We start from the raw sequence: 22,683 nt of genomic DNA, 5'->3' as shown, positions 1-22,683 counted from the left end.
CGGAGAGTAAAAATTGAAAAAGGTTTTGACCGCATCTTCTAATAAAATAGTTATAGACACTGTAAAAAATGCCTGCAAGGTTTACAACAATTACTTTGAGGCCGACATCTACAGCGATACAGAGCAGATTATAAACTACATAGACTATCAAATTCCAGAAATCAAAGTTATCGATTTTTCGTGTGCGGATATCGATGCAAATAGAATTCTTTCCACGATAAAAGAAGATCCTTGGCTGCACTTTGGCGGAATAATTGCGGTTTGCAGCGACAGAAAAACTTTTGAAGAATTAGAAGCAAAAAAAGATATAAACATAGTTTCCATTCAGAAAATAGACGATTTTGCAAAGCACTTTAAGCGATTGCTCAGAATTCTCTGGCAAAATCAGCAGTTTTTGTTTAACCGTGGGATGCAGGATTTAATTGGGGCAGAAGGAAACGGAAGCTTTGTTTGCGGTAACGATTCTATAGACATACGCTTTTACACAAATTTTTTGGTAACCTATCTGTACAACGCAAACCGCATTTCATCCGAAGAACGATTTAACTTGCAGATGACTTTGATGGAACTTTTGACAAATGCCTTGGAACACGGAAACCTTGAAATTTCATACGAAGATAAGACTAAATGGATGAAACAAGGTGGCGATATTTTGCAACTGATTGCCACACGAGCAAAAATGCCGCAATTTGCAAACAGGCGCATTCACATCTCATATTCTATTGGAAAATCTACTTCCACTTTTACGATTAAAGATGACGGCAACGGTTTTGACTGGAGAAGTAGAACAAAACAGGCTTCCGATACAGAACTTCACGGTAGAGGGATAAATCTTTCAAAACAACTAGTGCAAAAACTTTCTTATAATGAAAAAGGAAATCAGGTGAGTTTTGAAATTAAAAATCTTAGAAACTCCATAAATAACTTTCCGGTAATGTTTAAACCGTTTGAAACTATCGCTTACAAAAACAAGCAGGTTGTATTCAGGCAAAACGACCCAAGCAATGACCTTTACTTTATAGTCGCAGGAAGATTTGCTGTATATTCACAAAAAAAACTCGTTTCGGTGCTAACTCCAAACGATATGTTCATAGGCGAAATGGCGTTTCTTTTAAATGACCGCCGCTCTGCAACTGTAGTGAGCGTGGACGACTGCAAATTGATAAAAATTCCAAAACAGGCTTTTCTTTCTTTGATAAGGCGAAATCCTCACTATGGAATTTTTCTTTCTAAGATGCTCGCGCAGAGGCTTGTAAAACAGACTTCCAAAACGCTTGCACTTTCTAAACAACTAAAAGAAATCTCAGAAAATCCCAATTAAAAAAATATAGAAATATGTCTTTAAATTGCAACGAAATAGATTTGATTTTACAGGAATTAGACTTAAAAGGCTCATTCATACAAGAGATAGTCCAACCGTCGTTTGATTCACTGGCTTTGTACACATACAAACCGTCTCTTCCAAAAACCGTTTTTATAAGCCTTCTGGCAGGCGAATGCAGATTGAACGAAGTTAAAAGAAAAATCACGAAAAACGAAAAACCGCTTCGCTTTAACGAACTTTTGCGTTCAAAATTAAAAGGTTCAAGAATAACCGACTGCAAGCAGATAAATAAGGACAGGATAATAAAAATTTCGCTCTACCGCGAAGGCACAATTTTTGTAATGCCGCGCGCACAGGAAAAATTAGCGAAAAAAAACACTAAAAATATCGAAGAAGAATCCAGCGAAGAATTAGACCTTTACATAAGGCTCTGGTCGGGTGCAGCAAACATATTTTTATGCAACAAAGATGGAACAATCCTCGACTGTTTTTACAGAAGACCTGCAAAACACGAAGTTTCTGGCGAAAAATTTAAAATCGATGAAATCGAAAATCAAACACAAGCCGACAAAAAATCAGCAAAACAAGCTTTCCAAAAATTTAAAGTGCGGGATTTTTTAGACCTGCCCGAAAATCTTTCGTTTAACGAAAAAATAGATCTGTTTTACAGCCAGGCCAATGCAAAATCATCATTAAAAAACCTAAAAGAGCAGGCAGAGAAATGGTACAACACACACAAAAGCCGCCAGACCTTAGCCTTAGAAAAATTAGAAAACAAGCGAAAAGAATTTTGCAACAGCGAATTATGGAAAAATCAGGGTGATTTAATCCTTTCAAATTCCTACATATTCACAGAAAATCCAGCGCAAATTGCAGACGGATATTTGGAATGCTTGGATTTTCAAAATCAAAAAACTGTGCGAATAAAGATTGATCCAAAAAAATCTCCTCACGAAAATGCTAGTTTTTATTACGAAAAATACAAAAAACAAGCAAATGCGCTGGAAGAACTTGAACACGACATTGCACTCGCAAAAAAAACGATAGAAGAACTTGAGAAACAGTATTCTAGAATGCTCAAAGAAGAAAATCCTGTAAAGTTGGAGCAGATTCTAAGAAAATCCCAAAAGCCAAAACAGCAGGAAAAACAAGAGCGTCCTGGGCTTTCCTACCAAATTAGTGGCTGGACAATTTTTGTTGGACGCGATTCAAGCGAAAACGATGAACTTTTGCGTCATTATGTAAAAGGTCCTGATTTTTGGTTTCACACGAGAGATTATGCTGGTGGCTATGTTTTTGTAAAAGCGCAAGCAGGAAAAACTCTCCCTTTGGAATTGATGCTCATTGCAGGAAATTTGGCAGTTTATCATTCTAAAGCACGAAAAAACGGTGAAGCAGATTTATATTACACACAGGTAAAGCATTTAAGGCGGGCAAAAAATGGCCCAAAGGGGTTGGTCTTACCTTCCAACGAAAAAAATATTCACATAAAACTTGATCAAACGATATTGCGAAAACTCGACGATGCAAGGCTTTGACAAAACCGTTCGATTCCTATAAAAAAATAAAATCAAAAATAAAAAGCGGTGAGAAATAAAATATGAAAATCAGCGAAATCATATCTTCAAAAAAAGTTACAATCTCTTTCGAAATATTCCCCCCAAAAAAACAAGATGATTTTTCTACAGTAAAACAAAGTGCAATGACATTAAGTGCAACAAAACCAGACTTTATAAGCATAACACATGGGGCAGGAGGTTCTACAAACAAAAATTCTGCAACGCTTGCACAAACCGTTCAAGATTCAGGAACAACAGCCCTAGCTCACCTTACATGCATACGCTCATCAAAAGAACAACTATTAAAAACAATCGAAGACTTTAAAACTCGCGGCATTACAAATGTTTTGGCATTGAGAGGCGACATTCCAAACGATTCGTTTGAAGGCGAAAATCTATTCCCTTCAGGATTGTTCCATGCCTCAGATTTAGTTTCAATTTTAAAAGAACAGGGATTTTGCGTTGGAGGTGCTTGCTATCCAGAAGGACACCCGGAAAGCGCAAACAGAGATTTAGATATAGAGAATTTAAAACACAAAGTCTCCGCTGGAGTAGATTTTTTAACAACGCAGATGATTTTTGATAACGATATGCTCTATTCATTTTTATATCGTCTGCAAAGTGCAAACATAAGAGTTCCCGTTTTAGCCGGAATAATGCCAATCACAAATGCAAATCAAGTAAAACGCATGGTAGACCTTTCAAATGCGTACATACCGCGCAAATTGCTTTCGTTCTGCGACAGATTCAAAAACGACAAAGAAGCAATGAAGCAAGCAGGAATAGCCTACGCAACCGACCAGATAATCGACCTGATTTCAAACGGCGTCCGCGGAATCCACATATACACGATGAACAAACCAGAAATCGCCCAAGCAATCTTAAAAAACATAGATTCAATAATAAAAGCCGTCAACGCGTAATTTTTCATGCGCCACAGGAGCACACCGCTACACTCGACCGTCTCTTGCTGCAATTCCTCGCCTTGCGGCTGCGGTATTTCCGCGACGATACGGGCTAAGATTGTTCGTGCAAAAATAGCCTCTTTTCTCGCTGAATAAAGGAGTTTGCATCAATTTACTAAGCAAGATTTTTCTATTAAACTCTGCTTGCCTATGAAAAAAGACTTTAGAGCTTACATAAAAGAAATGGTTTCAAAATCCCTTCCTGTATTTTTGGACGGCGGAATGGGAACTTTAATTCAGGAATTTGCTCCAAACGACTACGACATTCCAGAAGATGTAACTGTCGAACATCCACAAATAATTAAAAAAATACATTCGCTTTATCTTGAAGCAGGTGCAAATATTTTAACTGCAAACACTTTTGGAGTTCTGCCTTTAAAATTAAATTCAGCACGCTACACTACAGAACAATACATAAACGCTGCTGCAAAAGTCATGCAAGAAGCCGTAAAAGAAGCAGAACAAAGTGGAAACACAAATCCACACTATCTTGCCTGGGACACATCTCAAATTGGAAAACTCTTAGAGCCAATGGGCAGTTTAACTTTTGATGAAGCGTACGAAAATTACAAACAAGCCGCAATCCTCGCAGAAAAAGCGGGCTTCGATGTTGCCCTAATAGAAACCATGGCAGACCTTTACGAAGTAAAAGCGGCAGTTCTTGCGATAAAAGAAAGCACAAATCTTCCAATAATAGCAACAATGACTTTTCAAGAAAATTTAAGGACTCTAACAGGTGCAGATGTAAGAACCTGCGTAACCTATCTTGAATCCCTCCACGTAGACATTTTGGGGTTTAACTGCGGTGGCTCGCTAAAAGAAGGCGAACAGTTAGCAGAACAATTTTTGCGATATTCACACACGCCTGTGCTAATTCAGCCAAATGCAGGCATTCCCATTGTGCAAAAAGGAAAAACCGTCTTTCTTGTAAAACCAGAAGAATTTGCTCAAAGTCAAAATAAAAATCGCCAAAAAGGTGCGGCACTTTTGGGCGGATGCTGCGGAACTACGCCTGCCCATATAAAATCGCTCGTAGAATTGATTAAGATAGAACAAGGTTTTTCATCGCCTGCTTTAAAAGAAGAAGACAGCACTTGCGTCTGCTCTTACAACCAGACGGTGCAGATAGGCGGAAACGCAGGACCTGTTATAGTTGGAGAGCGAATAAATCCAACTGGCAAAAAAAAGGTAAAAGAAGCTCTGCTCGCCTGCGACATGAACTTTGTCTTAGCAGAAGCGGAATCGCAGATAAACTGTGGTTCACAAATACTCGATGTAAACGTAGGACTTCCAGGAATTGACGAAAGCGAGATGATGATAAAAGCGATAAAAAAATTGCAGTCGGCTTTTTCAACTCCGCTACAGATAGACTCTTCTGAACCACAGGTAATCGAAAAAGCATTGCGCTATTACAACGGCAAAGCGTTAATCAACTCGGTAAATGGCAAACAAGAAGTGATGGACAGCATTTTTCCGCTTGTAAAACACTACGGTGGAGCGATAGTCTGCCTTTGCATAGACGAAAATGGAATTTCTCCAACGGCAGAAGGAAGAGCAGCTGTTGCACGAAAAATAATTAAAGAAGCGCACAAATATGGAATTCCGACAAGGGACATAGTTATAGACACTTTAACTTTAACGGTGAGTTCCCAGCAAAAAGAAGCGCTGCAAACCTGCAAGGCAATTTCAATATTAAAAGATGAATTTGGAAGCCAAGGTTTAAAATTCATCCTGGGGGTTTCTAACATAAGTTTTGGACTTCCACGAAGAGATATAATCAATTCTCGTTTTTTTGCAATGGCACTTTACAGCGGACTCGACGCCTGCATAATAAATCCGTTGAGTCAGCCTATGACCGAAACTTTTTACGGTTACAGAGCTCTTGCAAATTATGACGAAAACTGCCTCGACTACATTGCGCGCTACAACGGAACAAATGCACCATTGTATGGCGTTAGCGCAGACGACATAAAAAAAACTGGTGGTGAAATTCCACAAAACAAGGTGCAAACTTTATCTCCAAAAAGCGAATACACGAGTTTGCCAGAAAATTTAAGCAAGGATGAAAAAAATTTAATCGATGTGATATACAAAGGTTTTAAAGATCAGTCCGCTCCAATAACAAAAAAAATGCTGGAGGACAAAACGGAGCCTGTTTCAATAATCGATCGCTGCATAGTTCCTGCGTTGGATATGGTCGGAAAAGATTTTGAAAAAGGCACAAAATTCCTTCCGCAACTTTTATTGAGTGCCGAAACTGTAAGTTGTGCTTTTGAAGTTATAAAAAACTTTTTAAAAGAAAGCGGCAACGAGCAAAAATCAAAAGGAACAATCGCAATTGCAACTGTCTATGGCGACATTCACGATATAGGAAAAAACATCGTAAAAGCGATGCTCGAAAATTACGGCTTTGCAGTTATAGATTTGGGAAAAAATGTTCCCGCGGAAAAAATTCTGGAAACTGTATTACAAAATGATATAAAACTTGTGGGCTTAAGCGCACTTATGACTACGACAGTTACAAATATGGAAAAGACGATTATATTTTTGCGTTCTTCTTTAAAAGAAAAAGGAAAATCTGTTAAAATATTCGTAGGCGGTGCCGTTTTAACAGAAGATTATGCAGCACAGATTGGTGCTGACTATTATTCAAAAGATGCAATGCAGTCTGTGGCAATCGCCAAGGAAGTCTTTAATGGGTAAAATGGCTGTATCACGACAACAAAAAAGAGATAACAAATTTGCAGAACGACCTCTCAAATCTTTTAATACGCTTTATGTTTATTTTAGGCTTTTAACTTCGTTTAGAACGCTAAAAGTTTCTGTAAGATTTTTATACACGGTTTTTGTAAACTATCTTGCACTTCAATTTTTAGAGAAATGGGGATTTTACAATATTCCTGTCGTAAAAGTAGACCATCCTCTCGACAAAAAAATTCCATTCACGCCTGCAAAAGTTTATGTCTATATGGATTTTGTTCCTCTTTTTTTAAGACCAGTCTCCATGTTACTACAGCGATACGGAATAAAAAAAGCCGCTCCTATCGCTAACGGATGGTTCTCGTCAACAGCAAAACTCTACAAAGAAGCCGGTCGAATGTACAAGCATACGCTTTCTACAACAGACCGTCCAATTTATAAGGAAAATTCTCACTTTAGAACGATTCACAGATTAGACCCACATTTTTTATGCGTTCCAAGCCTTCATATCGCTTTGATAGCGCTTACAACGGTTTTCTTTAAAAAGGAATTCAAACAAATCGGCTTGAGCGATGCGGAATCATTCCAAAAAAATACAGAAATCTACAACGAGGCGATAGAAATCGCAGAGGCTGTGCTCTACATAAAACAGCATTCTGTAAATTGCATCCCTTCGGCACTTTATATGACGACAAAACTTTTTCCAGAACTTTTTAGTCCGAACGATGCGACAAATTTTATAAACGATATGTTTTTAACCGCGCAAACCATAAGTCCAAAAGACTGCATGGCAATAAAAGAACACATATCGTTTATGTACGAAAGATTTTTACTTGAAGGAATTGGAGCAAACGACTGGCGAGAGCCTGTTATCCGCTGGATAGAAAATTACAAAGCTCCCGAAGAAAATACAGGTGAATAAAAATGTTTGAAGTTCGAGTAACAGACGATTTTGCAGCAGCTCATTTTTTGCGCGACTATCACGGAAAATGCGAAAACCTGCACGGTCACAATTATAAAGTTTACGTTCATGTAGAAGGTCGCACGCTAGACGACGGTGGAATGCTTTTAGATTTTACAGTTTTAAAATCGGCATTAAAACAAGTGCTTTCAAAAATAGACCACACAAATCTAAACGATATAAAAGAATTTGACCAAAACCCAAGCGCAGAAAAGATTGCAATGTACATCTACAACCAGATGCTCGTTCACTTAAAAGAAAAAAACATAGATTTGTCGCAAAACTCGCCGAGCGGAACAAAGATAAGCAAAGTAGACGTTTTTGAAACAGAACGCAACAGGGCGCGCTACAAGCCAGAATAAAAGATTGCAAAACTTCATTTTCAAACTGCACTTGTTGACTACACGCAAAATGCACTTGTTGAAACAACCTTTTCTTAACGCTAAAATATCGATATATGACAAAAAAATTATCAGACCTCTTGGGTTCTTTCGAACATACCTGCGTACTTTTTGACGGGAAAACGATAAATAACCATCCGACAAATCCTGAAATTTCAGATTTATTTTTTGACAGCCGCGACGTTACATCAGGCTCGCTGTTCTTTGCACTTCCTGGCACTCACACAACAGGCAACGCCTTTATCCCCAATGCAATAAAAAATGGAGCTGCAGCAATAGTTTTTCAAGACGAATTTGACGAGAAAATTCAAAACCAAATACAAAAAGCCTTAGCAGGAAGGAAAGAAACCGTTGCATTTTTGCGCACAGACGACAGCCGAAAAGCGATGGCGCCCATTTCTGCAACTTTTTACGACAACCCTTCAAAAAAAATCGCAGTAATTGGCGTAACAGGCACGGAAGGGAAATCTTCGACTGTAAGTTTTATCTGGCAGCTTTTGCGTTTAAACGGTCATAAAGCAGGCTTTATATCTACGGTTCAGTATTCTCTTGGAGAAGAAGCACAGCCAAATCCGCAGCACACGACAACTCCAGAGTCGCCAATCATTCAAAAGTATCTTGCTCAAATGGTAAATAACGGCTGCGAATATGCTGTTATAGAAACTTCAAGCCACGGACTTTCAGAAAAATTAAACCGCACAGGAAACATAGATTTTGACTGCGGCGTTTTTATGAATGTAACTTTGGAACATTTGGAATTCCACAAAACTTTTGAGCAGTACAGAAGCGATAAAGCAAACTTATTCAGAAACCTCGACAAAAACGACCACAAAAAGACGATACTCGGCAAACAGGTAACAGTTCCAGCGTTTGGGGTTGTAAACTTAGAAGACGAATCTGCAAGCTATTTTATAAACTCGACAAAACATCTGGTAATGGGCTTTACCACAGAAGGAAAAGCAGGCAAACAGGCGGTTCTCTTAGGCGAAGACCAAAAAACACTTCCTCCAATTCCTCCTGCAATCCCATACATCGTTGGCAGAAATATCGCAAGTGCAAGTTATGGACTTTCATTCAGCATAGCAGAACCAAATGCTGTCGACCAAAATTCAAAACCGCTCTCGCAAAATGTAATACACATAAAATCCAGCCTGCCTGGAGCATTCAACGCATACAACATAATGGCATCGCTTTTAGTTGTAAGCCGCATCACTTCAACTCCAATGGAAAAAGTGGCAGAAAAAGTCAAAGATTTAAAACCGATAAAGGGAAGAATGACGATAATCGACAAAAATCAGCCTTTCGAAGTAATCGTCGACTACGCACACACACCTTCAAGTTTCCAGACGATATTTCCACCAATCCGCCGCCATTGCAATGCACAGATAATTGCACTTTTTGGTTCAGGCGGAGAGCGCGACACAAAAAAAAGGCCGCTGCAAGGCGAAATAGCAGCAAAATTTTGCGACACAATCATCTTAACAGACGAAGACCCACGCCAGGAAGAAAGCCTTAAAATCTTAAACGACATAGCAGAAGGTGCAAAAAAAGCGGGTAAGATTCAAGACAAAAATCTCTTTCTAATACCCGACCGGCCGACTGCAATCAGAAAGGCGTTTACGCTTGCAGGCAAAGGCGACATCGTGCTTTTACTCGGAAAAAGCCATGAAAATTCAATAATCTACAAAGACGGTCCGCATCCTTACGACGAAATTTCAGAGGCAAAAAAAGCGCTGGAAGAGATGGGCTATTAAAATAAAAAGGAGCACAATGCTTTATCGCGACCAGCTTTTGCTCCAATTCCTCGCCGTCAAAATTGACGGCTGCGGTATTTCCGCGGCAATCTGGGCTAAGTTTTTACCTTTGCCCTCTTGCGCGTCAAAAAAATGTTGCACTCAGGCAATTACATTCAAACTTTAAAACATAAACAAAAAACAAAACAAAATCTGTTCAGGCAGGAGAAACAAAAATGGACATAACACTTATTTACGGCGGAAAATCTGGCGAACACGAAATATCGCTCGTATCGGCAGCAGCGGTCGCACGGAACATAAAAAAGGAACACAACATAACTTTAATCGCCATAACAAAAACAGGCAGATGGTTTTTGCAGGAAAAATCAGAACTGGAGCGCATTCAAAACCACAGCAACGCTTCGTTCAAAATAAGCGAAGATGAAAAAAATGAAGTTTTTATTGTTCCTGGAGGTAGCACAAAACGAGCCTTGTTTGCAAATTCAAAACACATACCAACAGATGTTGTATTTCCAGTTTTGCACGGAACCTTTGGCGAAGATGGAACGATTCAGGGGCTTTTAGAAATGGCGGAATTGCCTTATGTGGGTTGCCCAACTCTTGCAAGCGCAATAACAATGGATAAAGAAAAATCAAAATCCGCACTTGCACAACTAGGAATTCCTGTAGTGCCAGGTCTTTGCATGCGGAAATCAGACATTGCAGACTGGAAGCGCTACGACGAAATTTTAGATGAAGCACAAAAAAAACTGGGCTTCCCGATGTTCGTAAAACCTTGTTCTGCTGGCAGTTCTGACGGAGCAAATCTTGCAAAAAATCTACAACAGTTAAACGGTGCAATAATGGAAGCGTTCTGCTGGGACAACAAAATTTTAATAGAAAAAGCGATAGATGCTAGAGAAATAGAATGCTCGGTTACAGGAAATCCCACAACATTTGACGGCAAAAATGATTTTGAAAAATTGACAGCTTACGGACCTGGAGAAATCTCTCCTACTCATCAATTCTACGACTACGACGCAAAGTATAAAGATCCAAATGGAGCAGAACTTTTAATTCCTGCAAATCTTCCAGAAGAAAGGCTCGAAGAAGTTAGAACTCTCTCAAAAAAAGCATTTAAAGCGTTGGATTTGGCAGGACTTAGCAGGGTGGATTTTTTTATAGACCGCAAAACAGATATGCTATATCTAAACGAAATAAACACAATGCCAGGATTCACACAGATAAGTATGTTCCCAAAAATGTGCGAAAAATTCGGTCTGGATTTTCCAAACCTAACAGAATTGCTCTTAAAGCAAGCAGTTGAACGCTTTAAAAGTGCACGAAAACTCAAGACTTCCAGATAAAACTTGCACTATAAGAATTGTTGAGATAAATTTAAAATCATAAATCAAAAAGAGGAAGAAAACTCTATGTCGCAAATAAAAGAACCACTTCCGCCAGTTCCAAAGATATATCCAGAAGGATGTTTTTTTAAAACGCTAAAAGATATAAAAGACAAAAAAATTGTCGTAATGGGCTTGGGTGTAAACGGTGGTGGCGAAGCGACCGTTAGATTTTTGCTAAAATGGGGCGCAAAAGTTCTTGTTACAGACATGAAAACCAAAGAGGAACTCCAACCAAGCATTCAATCGCTTTCAAACGATAAAACGCTCGACAAAACAAACCTCACATATCGCCTTGGTGAACACCGAATAGAAGATTTTATCGAAGCCGACTGCGTTATAAAAAATCCGGGCGTAAAATACGATGGCAACGAATATCTAAAAGTCGCAAAGGCGATAGAATCAGACATAAGCCTGTTTCTCAATTTTACAAAAGCACCGATAATCGCTGTTACAGGCTCAAAAGGCAAAAGCTCAACTGTCAGTGCAATTCACTACGGACTAAAGCAGGCGGGATTTGACGCATACTTAGGTGGAAACATAACAGTAAGCCCTCTAACCTTTCTCGAAAAAACAAACAGCACAACTCCAGTGATACTGGAACTTTCAAGCTGGCAACTTGCAGACTTACACGGCAGAAAACTCTTAAAGCCGCACATCGCTATAATCACAAAGATAATTCCAGACCACCAGAATTTTTATCACTCGATGTTGGCTTATGTTGCAGATAAAAAACTGATTTATGCAGACCAGACAAAAGACGATTTTTTGATTCTGGATTTTGATGATGACAGAGCGGCAGACGGAGGAACTTTAATAGAAAACTGGGGAAATGTTTTTGCAAAAGAAGCAAAGGCTCAAATTCTCCGTTACAGCAAAAAAAAGTTACCAGAAGGAATATATGGAGTCTGGCAGGATAAAAATTTAAACGGAGTGTGCAGATTGCCAGAAAAGCTTATGAGCCTGCACTCGCGAGAACACCACAAAGAAACCGAAACAATATTAAAAGATTTGCTCGTTCCTGGCAAACACATGCGATTGAACGTTTTAAACGCAGCTCTAGTTTTGCAACTGATGGGAATTGAACCCAAAAATACGATAGCGATTTTGGGAAAATGGAACGGAATAGAACACCGCCTGGAATACTTCCATTCATATAGCACAAAAAACTCTACAGGAAAGCAAATCTCTGTAAAGTTTTATAACGACTCAGCGGCAACAGTTCCAGAAGCTGCCGCAGAAGCAACACAAGCATTTGGAAAACCGATAATCTTTATAACTGGCGGAACAGACAAGGGGCTGGATCTTAGTCCCATTGCGGACGCTTTGTGCAAAAGTTCAAATATAAAACCAGAAGCGATATATCTGCTAAAAGGAAGTGCAACAGATAAAATTCAGACGGATTTAAATTCAAGGGGAATTTCTTACAACGGACCGTTTGTAAGCTTAGCGGAACTTTTAAAAGCCTTAAAAGAAAAATTGATTTTAAATGAAGGAACTTCCGAAAAAACAGTTGTGTTCAGTCCGGGAGCAACGAGTTTTGGAATGTTCACAAACGAATTTGACCGCGGAAACAAGTTTAAAGCGGCTGTAAAAAAAATATTCTGCTAAAAGAACCGCACTTCCTGTGCGACAACGATTGTGGTTAAATAAAAACGTCCGTGTTTTTCTTTAACTGACAGTTTTTGGCAAAACTGTCAACAATTATTGTAGGTCGCACTTCCTGTGCGACAACGATTGGAGGGGTTGCGAGCGGAGTTTTAACCCTGCGAGCAAAATGCAAAACGCACGCTATTTTTGTGCGTTTTGCAGTCAAAGGCGTAAGCCGCAGCCCCGCAAAGCGTGTTTTTGCGAAACGAAGTGCAGCAAAAGTCGCCCTTATTAAAATCTTATTTCCAAGGATTTTTTCTTACAAAAGTTTCGTTTCTCTCGTAGCCCACAGAAATTATTCCAACTGGAGTCTGGCAGTAGCTTTCGATAAACTCAACGTACTCGCGTGCAGCCTTTGGCAATTTTGAATATTTGCGTATATTTTTTAGCGAAGTTTTCCAACCTGTAAACTTTTGAAGGATTGGCTTTGCTTTTTCCATCGCTTCTACGCTCGCAGGGAAATCTGTAACGATTTTTCCGTCTATATCGTAAGCGATGCAAGCTTCTATCTGCTCCATTGGATCGTAGATGTCCAGATGAGTTAAAACGAGGCTGTCTATTGAATTTACGCGGCAAGCATAGCGCAAAGCAACCAAATCCAAATAACCACAGCGACGAGCGCGACCTGTTGTAACTCCATATTCACGGCCTGTCTCGCGAACAGTGCGACACAATTCGCTTTGAGCGGCATCGCTGTCATTAAATTCTGTTGGCATTGGACCGTTTCCAACTCTGGTCTGATACGCTTTGAATACTCCCAAAATTTTATCCAAATCGTGGGGTCCAATTCCACAACCTGTTGCGGCTCCTGCTGAACATGAAGCGCCCGAAGAAACATAAGGATAGGTTCCAGAGTCAATGTCGAGCATTGCGCCCTGTGCACCTTCAAAAAGGATGTTCTCGCGTTTTATTTCTGCCATTTTTGCTGTTAAATCTACGCGCATTTCCAAAAGGCGCTCTTTATACTTATTGATGTATTCAAGATCTTCGCCTTCAAATTCATCCATTTTTTGCTTCCAGTCCAAATCTGCAAGGCGGATACCATCGCGCTGTGCTTTTTCTGAATATGCGATTCCAATTCCGCGACCTGTAGTTCCAATAGGGCGTTTGCGTGCAGCATCCCTGTCTTTATCCATTTGCCTGTAATGAGGAAGAATTATATGCGCTCTATCGGAAATAAAAACCCTGCCTTCCCAATCGATGCCATTTTCCTTTAGCATTGCCAATTCGTTAAAAAGAGCCTCAGGGTCGATTACCATCCCTGCACCCAAAAAAACAGATTTTTGAGGATAGAGAATTCCGCTTGGAACTTGATGGAGTGCAAACTGTTTCCCGTCGACAACTATTGTGTGTCCTGCGTTTGGACCTCCTGCGTAGCGAACTACATATTTGGCATCTTCTGCAAGGTAATCAACGATTTTACCTTTTCCTTCGTCTCCCCACTGGGCACCAATCACAACTACCTTCATAAAGTTCTCCAAAAATCAGATATAGCCTGTTTCCAAGCATAAAACAATGTTGATACTAGCATAAAAAATCAGCAATTTCAAATTATGATGTTCCATGCTGAATTATATTTTTTCTTCAAATACAAAAAATTAAAAATTAACATTTGCTAAAACGGATGCATAAACAATGGCTTTTATTTATTTTCTTTTTCTTCATCTTCTTTGCGAAATTCCATCGCTTCTCGTTTTAAAACCTTGACAATTAAAATTGCAAAAGAAGCGACTAGAGAAACAAACAGAATAACTCCCACAACTTTATAAACGAGAGAAGCTTTTGCGCCCATAAAAATCATTAAAAAGTAAAGAGTAGAACAACTGATTATTGCTGCAATGGAATCGTAAAGGACAAATTTTTTAAAGGGTAGACCAACAAATCCAGAGCCCATAAAAAGAGTGTTGCGCACACCAAAAGGAATAAATCTGCATACGATAAAGGTTCTAAAACCGTAATCATCCAAAGTTTTAGAAACAAAACGCAATCTCTTTGGCGTCAATTTTTTTCTTATCGCTTTAAATTGAAACATTCCCTTGGAAACAAGCTTTCCTAAAAAATAACTCATTATATCGCTTATAAAAATACCAGCATACAAGGCACCCCAGTTTGGAATCAAAAGCGAGTGGTCTGCCGCTGCAATTCCAGCGGATATGATTATTACAGCATCTTCTGGAATAGGAAAATTCAAGCCCGCAAAAAGCAAAAGGATAAAACATGTAACAGGCCAATAGTGAAAATACGCTGTAAAAAAATTCATTAACGCATCGAACATAGTGCCATATTTTCGCTTAAAATTAGATAGGTTGCAAGGGATTTTTATAGATGATAAACTTTATACATATAAGGAATTTACCATGTTAGGAGTTTACGACTACACAGTCATTTTGACTTATCTTTCAATCGTTTCGGCAATTATTGGAATCGCTTTTTCGTTTACGCCACAGTTGATACTGGCAGCTATAATCTGCCTTATGCTTTGTGGATTTTTAGATGCCTTTGATGGAAAAGTTGCGCGCTCAAAGAAAAATCGCTCAACTTTTGCAAAAAAATTTGGAATCCAAATAGATTCTCTTTCGGACGTAATTGCGTTTGGAGTATTACCTGCCTGCATAGGAATCAATCTTGTAAAAACTTCCAGATTTTTAGAAAAGCTCACAACAAAAACTCATCATTACACCTATCTAAAAGATGTGCTTTTTGCAATCTGCGTTCTTTACGCTCTTTGTGCAGTTATAAGGCTTGCTTATTACAATGTTTCGGAAGAAGAAAGACAAAAAGAAGAAGATGGTAACCGTGAATATTTTACAGGAGTTCCTGTTACAACCGCTGCTATAATTTTTCCTTTGATATATTTGCTTCAACTTGCAAACCGTTTGGATTTAACTCTTGTCTATATGTTTTTTATGGCTTTGATAGGTGCACTTTTTGTTTCTGAAACAAAAATACGAAAACCAGGATTTAAACACCTTATACTCTTAGTTATTTTGGGAGTTGTAGAAGTTGTACTTATGGTCTTACTGCAAACTCTTGGAAAAAAATAGCAAAAATCTTTAATAAAAAGATACGCTCACACAAAACTAAAAAATAAATCGGTAAAACGCCGTAAAAAACAAAATCCCAGTTATAAAAGCACTCATTACGAGAAAACTTTTAGCTGGGATTTTTTTTAGATTGCGAATAAAATCAGCCTTGTAAAAAACAAAGCAAATCTAAAAATCAGTGGCAACGGCTTACAACAAAATATAAAGAAATTCGTTGCCAGTCGTCTTCAAATCTATTTTATTTCAAGTTTGATATCTGAATATTCAATATATGCTGAACGAGAAGTATAAAGTCCTGCATAAACCCATTTTGAATCGACTTCTGTGAGTTTTGCAGTAAAGGTTTCAACATCTTTTCCGTATTGAACTTTATAAGTGTCGCCCTCTTTTGTTATAGAAAGCGAAACCTTTGTTCCTGCCGCAGGAAAACTTTCTTTAGAAACCTTTGTCTGTTTTAAATCGCCGTCTAAACGCTGGAACAAATCTGTCCAAGCATCTTCGCCTTTTGCAAGCCCCAAAGCCCCAGCAGCAACATAATCGCTTTTTACCTGATTGTCGTATTTGTCTATGTAAACATCATCTCTAACCATGAGTCCAAAAGAAACTTGGTTGTTTTTTGTAGCATTTATAACAGTTGCGGTCGCAGAAAGCGTAAAATCCTTGTTTGCAGGAATCTGCTGAAAATAAAATGCGAGTCCGTCAGAGCCAGAAGCGATTTTGCCAGCAGAAGTTTTTCCGTCTTTTGTTCCAGAATGCATTATAACTTTTCCAGAATCTTCGACTATTTCATAAAGGTCAGGATTTGAAAGCTTTTCGATTCCGCCCATGTCACCAAATACAGAACCAAACCAAGGCTGTGTAGTAACAAATACAGAACTCTTATCCGCAGGCGAAAATTCTGTATAAACAGGAACAACATAAGAAGGGTTTTGAACTAAAATTGCTTCAGTCGGCTCTGCAATATTTTTTTCAACAAACTTTGCAAAATTCTTATTTGCTTTTTCAATCTCCCTTACAACGTGATAAGCAAGAACGCTTGCACCGTAAGTATTCAAGTGAGTGTTATCTACAGAACCAGATTTATGACCAAGCCATGCGTGAAATTTTATAGTTTTATCGTCGCCCAAAGATTCGTAAAGTTCTTTTGTATACGCAGTATTGTCTACAACAAGAACGCCGGTTTCTTTACCAAGTTCGCGAATCGCTTTTGAATAATCGCCTCCCTTAAACTCAGAAGTGTCTTGCGTCACGTGCACATAAGAGCCTTCATAAGCTTTGCCTGGAGCGCGGCGAACGATTGGCGTGCACAGGATTGGAGTCGCTTTTTTATCCAAAGCGAGCTTTATGTAATTTTCGTAGAGGCTGTTTTTAAAAGAGCCTTTGTCTTCTTTAGAGCCATTCGGATTTGTATAGCGTGCTTCCTCTGTTTTTTCGTCGTTGTGACCAAAACCGATTATAAGATAGTCGCCTTTTTTAATGTTATTAACCAAAGTCTTGTAATTAGATTCAATCAAAAAACTTTTTGAAGAACGTCCAGACATTGCAAGGTTTATAACTTCAACTTTTTTTGGATTTAAATAATTCTGCAACTTTGTACCAATTCCATAGCGAGGATAAAAATATGGGTCAGCAAACGCACTAAAAGTCGAATCTCCAACAACATAAATTTTTGTTCCTTTCTTGTTTGATACAGAAGTTATCGCCTCAACTTTTTCAACTTTTTCGTTGTTTGCAATATCTTTTTCAAGTGCAAAAACCGAAATCGACAAGCCGGCAAAAACTGCCAGAGCGAAAGTCATTAATTTTTTCATTTGTGTTTCTCCATAAAAACAAAATTTGATTTTATTATATGAGTTTTTATGAGCTTTTTCCACAAGGTTCTTAACAGGTTTTTATTGAGGATTTTTGCGGGCGGCTTTTTGCTGCACTTCGCTACGCAAAAAACACGCTTTGCGGGGTTCCGCTTTCGCTACATTGGCGTACCGCCAACGCTGCGCGCCCCTCCAATCGTTGCCGCACACGGAAGTGCGGCCTACAATAATTGTTGACAGTTTTGCCAAAAACTGTCGGTTAAAGAAAAACACGGAGGTTTTTATTTAACCCCAATCGTTGCCGCTTGTCGTACAAGGATGTTGTGGCAACGATAGAAAAAGCAAACGGACAACCGAGCCATTCTGAAGGTTCGCGAGCGGATTTTTATAAAAATCCGCGATGTCGGATTCCTATTACCTTCAGCATGGCGAATTGTACGTGCTTTTTCGGTAGTTGCCATACTTACTAAAGACGCGGTAAGGATTGTAAGGGCTGGCGCAAGCCAGTTCTACGAGGCGTCGCCTGCAAGCCTCGTAGAATGAAGCGTTAGCGTAACCCTGAAAAGCCTGTTAAACCGCCCTTAATATTAAAATTTTAGTTTTGAACGCTAGTAGTATTTCTAACTGTAACGTCGTGAGCAGACCCTTCTTGTATTGTAACTGGAGATACCAAAGTAATTTTTGCTTTTTCCTGCAATTCTTGAATAGATAGCGCACCGCAATTACACATCGTGTGAATAACCTTGCTTAAAGTCATTCCAACTCCGTCGTGCAGGTGGCCTGCATAAGGAACATAAGAATCGACACCTTCTTCAAAAGCCATTCCCTTTTTTCCACCCAAATCGTAGCGCTGCCAGTTACGAGCACGGTTAGAACCTTCTCCCCAGTACTCTTTTACATAATTGCCGTTTATAACAAGTTTATTCGATGGTGATTCATCAAAGCGGGCAAAATAGCGACCAAGCATTACAAAATCTGCACCCATTGCAAGAGCGAGCGTTACATGATAGTCGTGCACGATTCCGCCGTCAGAGCAAACTGGAACATAGATTCCTGTTTTTTTGTAATATGCATCGCGAGCGGCAGCAACTTCTATCGTTGCAGTTGCTTGACCACGACCAATTCCCTTTTGTTCACGGGTTATGCAGATTGAACCGCCACCGATTCCTATCTTTACAAAATCTGCTCCTGCTTCTGCCAAAAAATTAAATCCGTCTGCGTCAACAACATTACCAGCACCAACTTTTATTCCCGGAAACGCTTGATGCAAATCTTTTAGCGCGCGTGCCTGCCATTCAGAAAACCCTTCTGAAGAGTCGAGAACAAATACGTCTGCTCCTGCTTCTAGAAGTTTAGGAACTCTTTCCATATAATCGCGAGTGTTTATTCCAGCTCCAACGATGTATCTTTGCTTAGAATCCAGAAGTTCAAGTGGATGCTCAACATGAGTTGAATAATCCTTTCTAAAAACCAAACTTACGAGATTGCCTTTTTTATCTACAATAGGAAGTTGATTTACTTTTTTCTCCCAAATTATGTCGTTTGCTTCGGAAAGGCTTATGCCGTCGCTCCCTACAACCAAAACGGAAAGGTCTGTCATGTAGTCGCGCACTTTTGAGCCAGCAGGACAATGACCAATTCTAAAATCTTTCGAAGTGATTATTCCGAGCAATTTTCCATTTGCAGTGCCATCTTCTGTAACTGCAACTGTTGAATGTCCTGTTCGTGCAGTTAAGGCAACAACTTCTTCGAGGGTCTGGTCTGGGCGAATGTTTGAATCCGAAGTAACATAGCCTGCTTTATGCTCTTTTACTCTGGAAACCATTGCTGCCTGGTCTTCGATCGATTGGCTTCCAAAGATAAAACTTATTCCACCTTCTTTTGCCAAAGCGATTGCGAGTTTATCGTCAGAAACCGCCTGCATTACTGCCGAAACCATAGGGATATTTATGGAAAGCGGACAAGTTTCGCCGTTTTTTTTATTGAATTTTACGAGCGGAGTTTTTAGAGAAACCCTGTCTGGAGTGCAATCCGCAGAAGAATAACCAGGAACCAAAAGATATTCACCAAAAGTGTGAGAAGGTTCTTCAAAATAATAAGCCATTGTTTTCTCCTATAAAAACTCAATGAGTAAGTTTCAACTTGCGAATTGAGTTTTTACGCTGTTTTGCAACGAAGTGAAAAACAGCAATTATATAAGAAAGTTTGCAACGCAAACTTTGTGAGTAAAGAAACGACGCAATTTCTGGCGTTTCTTTACGCTTCTCCTAGAAAAATTTTAAGAGGAAATTTCAATTTCCGATTAAAATTTTTACGCTGTTTTGCAACGAAGTGAAAAACAGCAGTTATATAAGAAAGTTTGCAACGCAAACTTTGTGAGGAAAGAAACGACGCAATTTCTGGCGTTTCTTTACGCTTCTCCTATAAAAACTCAATGAGTAAGTTTCAACTTGCGAATTGAGTTTTTACGCTGTTTTGCAACGAAGTGAAAAACAGCAGTTATATAAGAAAGTTTGCAACGCAAACTTTGTGAGTAAAGAAACGACGCAATTTCTGGCGTTTCTTTACGCTTCTCCTATAAAAACTCAATGAGTAAGTTTCAACTTGCGAATTGAGTTTTTACGCTGTTTTGCAACGAAGTGAAAAACAGCAGTTATATAAGAAAGTTTGCAACGCAAACTTTGTAAGAAACGGTAACGCACAATACCGATTGTTACGGTTCCATTTATCCTATTCATTTGGGTAATTGAACAATTATATAAATTCAGCATTTCATAATCAATAAGATTCATTTTTTTATTAGGAAGATAGACTTGCTAAAAGCAAAAAATCGCTGTAAATAAAGCATCCTTTTGACACCGCATTATTGCACCATACAGTTTTAGTGTAGGCGGTCGCTTCTCCAAATTAAATATAATTATTTTTTAGTGGGACTTTATCAGAATAAAAATCGAAATGAAATATAATTAGTTTAGGGAAGGAGTTTTAAATAATGAAAAATAGAAAAGAAAAAAGACGTTTCTCGATAAAATTAAAATTACTTGTTATCTTTTGTTCGCTGGTTGTAGGCGCTATTTTTATGCTCGCTTTTTTGCAAATGTCCACTGCAAAAAAAGTTGTAACAGAAAGAATCAGTGCTCATATTGAAGATAGAGCTGTTGTTACTGCGCAGTTGGTTGAAAGCCGTTTTTCTTCTATGCTTCAAGTTCTTGAAAATCTTGCAATCCGTTCTATTTTGTATGATGAACAAGTTCCTGTATTAACAAAAATGAAATTTCTTGAAAACGAGTTTTATACGCAAAAAAAGAACTCGCCTTGGCTTTTAGATTTATTTATTGTGGATACGAAAGGAATCTCATATACATTTGATGCAACTCCAATTCCTGTTCCTGACAGAGATTATTATCAAGCAGCAATGAAAGATTCATTGTTTATTTCAAACCCATATGTAACCCGCTCCGATGATTCGGGAAATATGGTCATAACGCTTTCTATGCCTTTAAAAAATGACAACCGCATAACTGGTGTGCTTGTTATGGATATAGATGCCGCAGAGCTTTCTAAAATGATAAAAGACATTGTTATAGGCAAAACAGGTGAAACATCGATAATCAGTAAAAACGGTGTTATTGTTGCCGATAAGAATATGGCACTTGTACGCAACCAAGTAAATATAATGGAAATAAGTAAAACAGACGAATCTTTTAAATCATTGGCGGATTTTATGCAGCTTGCGATTGAAGGAGGCGAAAACGGAATAGGTTTTTACCGATATGACAATTTCGATAAAATTGCGGCATTCGCAAAGATAAAAAGTACAGGCTGGACAATAATCATATCGGCGCCGTTACACGAATTTATGGATTCCATAAAATACCTTCAAATTAGTATGTATAGCATAGGAGCCATAATTTTACTTGTGACTCTTATCATCATATATATTACAGCGCAGAAAATTGTAACGCCTATAAAAAATACTGTTAGTGCATTAAAAGGCATTTCGCAAGGTGGTGGAGATTTAACAATTCGGCTTCCTGTAAACGGCAATGATGAAATTACCGATATGGCGGTGTATTTTAACGAAACAATGGAAAAAATCGGAACCTCAATAAAAGGAGTCAGCGAAACCAGCGGTGTTATGTCAGAAATCGGCAGTGAGCTTGCAGGAAAGATGACCGAAACGGCAAGTGCAGTACATGAAATCAGTGCAAACATTGACGGAGTAAAGCAGCAGGCAATAACTCAAGCATCAAGCTTGACCGAAACAGCCGCCACGATGGAAGAGATTATCCGCACAATTAAAAACTTAAACGGCAGTATAGAAGCACAAGCGGCAAGTGTTGTGCAGTCTTCATCTTCAATAGAAGAGATGGTTTTGAACATAGCTTCAATTACACAAACACTCGATGAAACCGATGAAGCAATTAGAGAACTCGCTTCAGCCACAGCGGACGGTAAAGACACGCTTGTCAGTTCAAATAGTGTAACACAAAAGATTTCAGAAGAATCGGGAAGTCTTATAGAAGCATCAAGTGTGATTCAGCATATTGCAAGCCAAACGAATCTGCTTGCGATGAACGCCGCAATCGAAGCTGCACACGCTGGAGAAGCCGGAAAAGGATTTGCCGTTGTTGCAGACGAAATCCGAAAGCTTGCTGAAGAATCAAGCGCACAGGGAAAGACAATAACTGCGACCTTAAAAATGTTAGGAACAGAAATTGAAAGCCTCGCCCAATCGTCGAAAACGGTTGAAGAAAAATTTAATGCCATCTTTTCTCTTTCGGAACACGTAAAAACCATGAGCACAAATCTTATGAAAGTAATAAAAGAACAAGAGAGCAACAGCCGAGAAGTGCTTGTGGTAATTAAAAACATCAATGCCGTAACAACTGAAGTAAAAGACGGATCTGCTGAAATGCTGACAGGCGGAGAACAGGTTGCAGAAGAAATGAATAAACTTAATGACTTAACAAAAGTTATTACTGCCAGCATGAATGAGATGGCTTCAGGAGCGATGCAAATTAGTAATGCCGTGCAAGACGTAAACGAGATAACGCAAAAGAATAAGCTAAGTATTGATGACCTGGTAAGAGAAGTAAAAAAGTTTAAGATATAAGGAGTCTGCGACT

15 protein-coding genes are annotated in these 22,683 nt (G+C 38.9%); 11 read left to right on the top strand and 4 right to left on the bottom strand.

The window, feature by feature from the left end; all coding sequences use genetic code 11:
- The first annotated feature begins 13 nt into the window (after positions 1–13).
- From FXX65_RS06055 to murD, 9 genes are all read left to right on the top strand, one after another.
- Positions 14–1,321, top strand: coding sequence for a cyclic nucleotide-binding domain-containing protein (locus tag FXX65_RS06055; RefSeq protein ID WP_147615523.1), 1,308 nt, complete (start codon positions 14–16; stop codon positions 1,319–1,321).
- Positions 1,322–1,335: 14 nt separating this feature from the next.
- On the top strand, positions 1,336–2,862 hold the full coding sequence (locus FXX65_RS06050) for an NFACT RNA binding domain-containing protein (RefSeq protein ID WP_147615522.1): 1,527 nt from the start codon (positions 1,336–1,338) through the stop codon (positions 2,860–2,862).
- 62 nt (positions 2,863–2,924) lie between these two features.
- Positions 2,925–3,806 carry a methylenetetrahydrofolate reductase [NAD(P)H] gene (gene metF / locus FXX65_RS06045; protein ID WP_147615521.1) on the top strand — a complete coding sequence of 294 codons (882 nt, stop codon included), beginning with the start codon at positions 2,925–2,927 and terminating at the stop codon, positions 3,804–3,806.
- Between the two features lie 192 nt (positions 3,807–3,998).
- Positions 3,999–6,551, top strand: a complete 2,553-nt coding sequence (locus FXX65_RS06040) for a homocysteine S-methyltransferase family protein (protein ID WP_147615520.1) — start codon at positions 3,999–4,001, stop codon at positions 6,549–6,551.
- Entirely contained in the window at positions 6,544–7,470 is a 927-nt protein-coding gene (locus FXX65_RS06035) for a hypothetical protein (protein ID WP_147615519.1), read from the top strand. Before FXX65_RS06040 ends, FXX65_RS06035 begins: the two co-directional genes overlap by 8 nt.
- Positions 7,471–7,472: 2 nt before the next feature.
- Positions 7,473–7,871 carry a 6-carboxytetrahydropterin synthase QueD gene (gene queD / locus FXX65_RS06030; RefSeq protein ID WP_147615518.1) on the top strand — a complete coding sequence of 133 codons (399 nt, stop codon included), beginning with the start codon at positions 7,473–7,475 and terminating at the stop codon, positions 7,869–7,871.
- A 95-nt stretch (positions 7,872–7,966) separates the two neighbouring features.
- Positions 7,967–9,664: a Mur ligase family protein gene (locus tag FXX65_RS06025; RefSeq protein ID WP_147615517.1), complete on the top strand. Its 1,698-nt coding sequence runs from the start codon at positions 7,967–7,969 to the stop codon at positions 9,662–9,664.
- Between the two features lie 215 nt (positions 9,665–9,879).
- Positions 9,880–11,010, top strand: coding sequence for a D-alanine--D-alanine ligase family protein (locus FXX65_RS06020; RefSeq protein WP_147615516.1), 1,131 nt, complete (start codon positions 9,880–9,882; stop codon positions 11,008–11,010).
- A gap of 66 nt (positions 11,011–11,076) precedes the next feature.
- Complete coding sequence (murD, locus tag FXX65_RS06015) at positions 11,077–12,660, top strand: UDP-N-acetylmuramoyl-L-alanine--D-glutamate ligase (RefSeq protein WP_147615515.1); 1,584 nt, start codon at positions 11,077–11,079, stop codon at positions 12,658–12,660.
- 278 nt (positions 12,661–12,938) lie between these two features.
- On the opposite strand, the gene purA is transcribed toward murD, so the two are convergent.
- Both purA and FXX65_RS06005 read right to left on the bottom strand, forming a co-directional pair.
- A complete protein-coding gene (gene purA / locus FXX65_RS06010) occupies positions 12,939–14,168 on the bottom strand; it encodes an adenylosuccinate synthase (protein ID WP_147615514.1) in 1,230 nt (409 codons plus the stop codon).
- 173 nt (positions 14,169–14,341) lie between these two features.
- Complete coding sequence (locus FXX65_RS06005) at positions 14,342–14,974, bottom strand: DedA family protein (protein ID WP_147615513.1); 633 nt, start codon at positions 14,972–14,974, stop codon at positions 14,342–14,344.
- Between the two features lie 82 nt (positions 14,975–15,056).
- On the opposite strand from FXX65_RS06005, the gene FXX65_RS06000 reads away from it, so the two are divergent.
- A complete protein-coding gene (locus FXX65_RS06000) occupies positions 15,057–15,743 on the top strand; it encodes a CDP-alcohol phosphatidyltransferase family protein (RefSeq protein WP_147612952.1) in 687 nt (228 codons plus the stop codon).
- Positions 15,744–15,976: 233 nt separating this feature from the next.
- Here FXX65_RS06000 and FXX65_RS05995 read toward each other — a convergent pair whose 3' ends face one another.
- Positions 15,977–17,554 carry an SGNH/GDSL hydrolase family protein gene (locus FXX65_RS05995; protein WP_147615512.1) on the bottom strand — a complete coding sequence of 526 codons (1,578 nt, stop codon included), beginning with the start codon at positions 17,552–17,554 and terminating at the stop codon, positions 15,977–15,979.
- 595 nt (positions 17,555–18,149) lie between these two features.
- Positions 18,150–19,658, bottom strand: a complete 1,509-nt coding sequence (locus FXX65_RS05990) for an IMP dehydrogenase (RefSeq protein ID WP_147612954.1) — start codon at positions 19,656–19,658, stop codon at positions 18,150–18,152.
- 888 nt (positions 19,659–20,546) lie between these two features.
- On the opposite strand from FXX65_RS05990, the gene FXX65_RS05985 reads away from it, so the two are divergent.
- A complete protein-coding gene (locus FXX65_RS05985; protein WP_147615511.1) occupies positions 20,547–22,670 on the top strand; it encodes a methyl-accepting chemotaxis protein in 2,124 nt (707 codons plus the stop codon).
- The last annotated feature ends 13 nt before the right edge of the window (positions 22,671–22,683 follow it).

This window comes from Treponema pectinovorum (assembly GCF_900497595.1).
GTDB lineage: Bacteria > Spirochaetota > Spirochaetia > Treponematales > Treponemataceae > Treponema_D > Treponema_D pectinovorum.
This window is presented reverse-complemented; position numbering and strand designations above follow the sequence as displayed.

Coding starts and splice junctions, on each gene's coding strand:
- FXX65_RS06050 (WP_147615522.1), top strand. CDS start 1,336: ATGTCTTTAAATTGCAACGAAATAGATTTGATTTTACAGGAATTAGAC.
- metF (WP_147615521.1), top strand. CDS start 2,925: ATGAAAATCAGCGAAATCATATCTTCAAAAAAAGTTACAATCTCTTTC.
- FXX65_RS06040 (WP_147615520.1), top strand. CDS start 3,999: ATGAAAAAAGACTTTAGAGCTTACATAAAAGAAATGGTTTCAAAATCC.
- FXX65_RS06035 (WP_147615519.1), top strand. CDS start 6,544: ATGGGTAAAATGGCTGTATCACGACAACAAAAAAGAGATAACAAATTT.
- queD (WP_147615518.1), top strand. CDS start 7,473: ATGTTTGAAGTTCGAGTAACAGACGATTTTGCAGCAGCTCATTTTTTG.
- FXX65_RS06025 (WP_147615517.1), top strand. CDS start 7,967: ATGACAAAAAAATTATCAGACCTCTTGGGTTCTTTCGAACATACCTGC.
- FXX65_RS06020 (WP_147615516.1), top strand. CDS start 9,880: ATGGACATAACACTTATTTACGGCGGAAAATCTGGCGAACACGAAATA.
- murD (WP_147615515.1), top strand. CDS start 11,077: ATGTCGCAAATAAAAGAACCACTTCCGCCAGTTCCAAAGATATATCCA.
- purA (WP_147615514.1), bottom strand. CDS start 14,168: ATGAAGGTAGTTGTGATTGGTGCCCAGTGGGGAGACGAAGGAAAAGGT.
- FXX65_RS06005 (WP_147615513.1), bottom strand. CDS start 14,974: ATGTTCGATGCGTTAATGAATTTTTTTACAGCGTATTTTCACTATTGG.
- FXX65_RS06000 (WP_147612952.1), top strand. CDS start 15,057: ATGTTAGGAGTTTACGACTACACAGTCATTTTGACTTATCTTTCAATC.
- FXX65_RS05995 (WP_147615512.1), bottom strand. CDS start 17,554: ATGAAAAAATTAATGACTTTCGCTCTGGCAGTTTTTGCCGGCTTGTCG.
- FXX65_RS05990 (WP_147612954.1), bottom strand. CDS start 19,658: ATGGCTTATTATTTTGAAGAACCTTCTCACACTTTTGGTGAATATCTT.
- FXX65_RS05985 (WP_147615511.1), top strand. CDS start 20,547: ATGAAAAATAGAAAAGAAAAAAGACGTTTCTCGATAAAATTAAAATTA.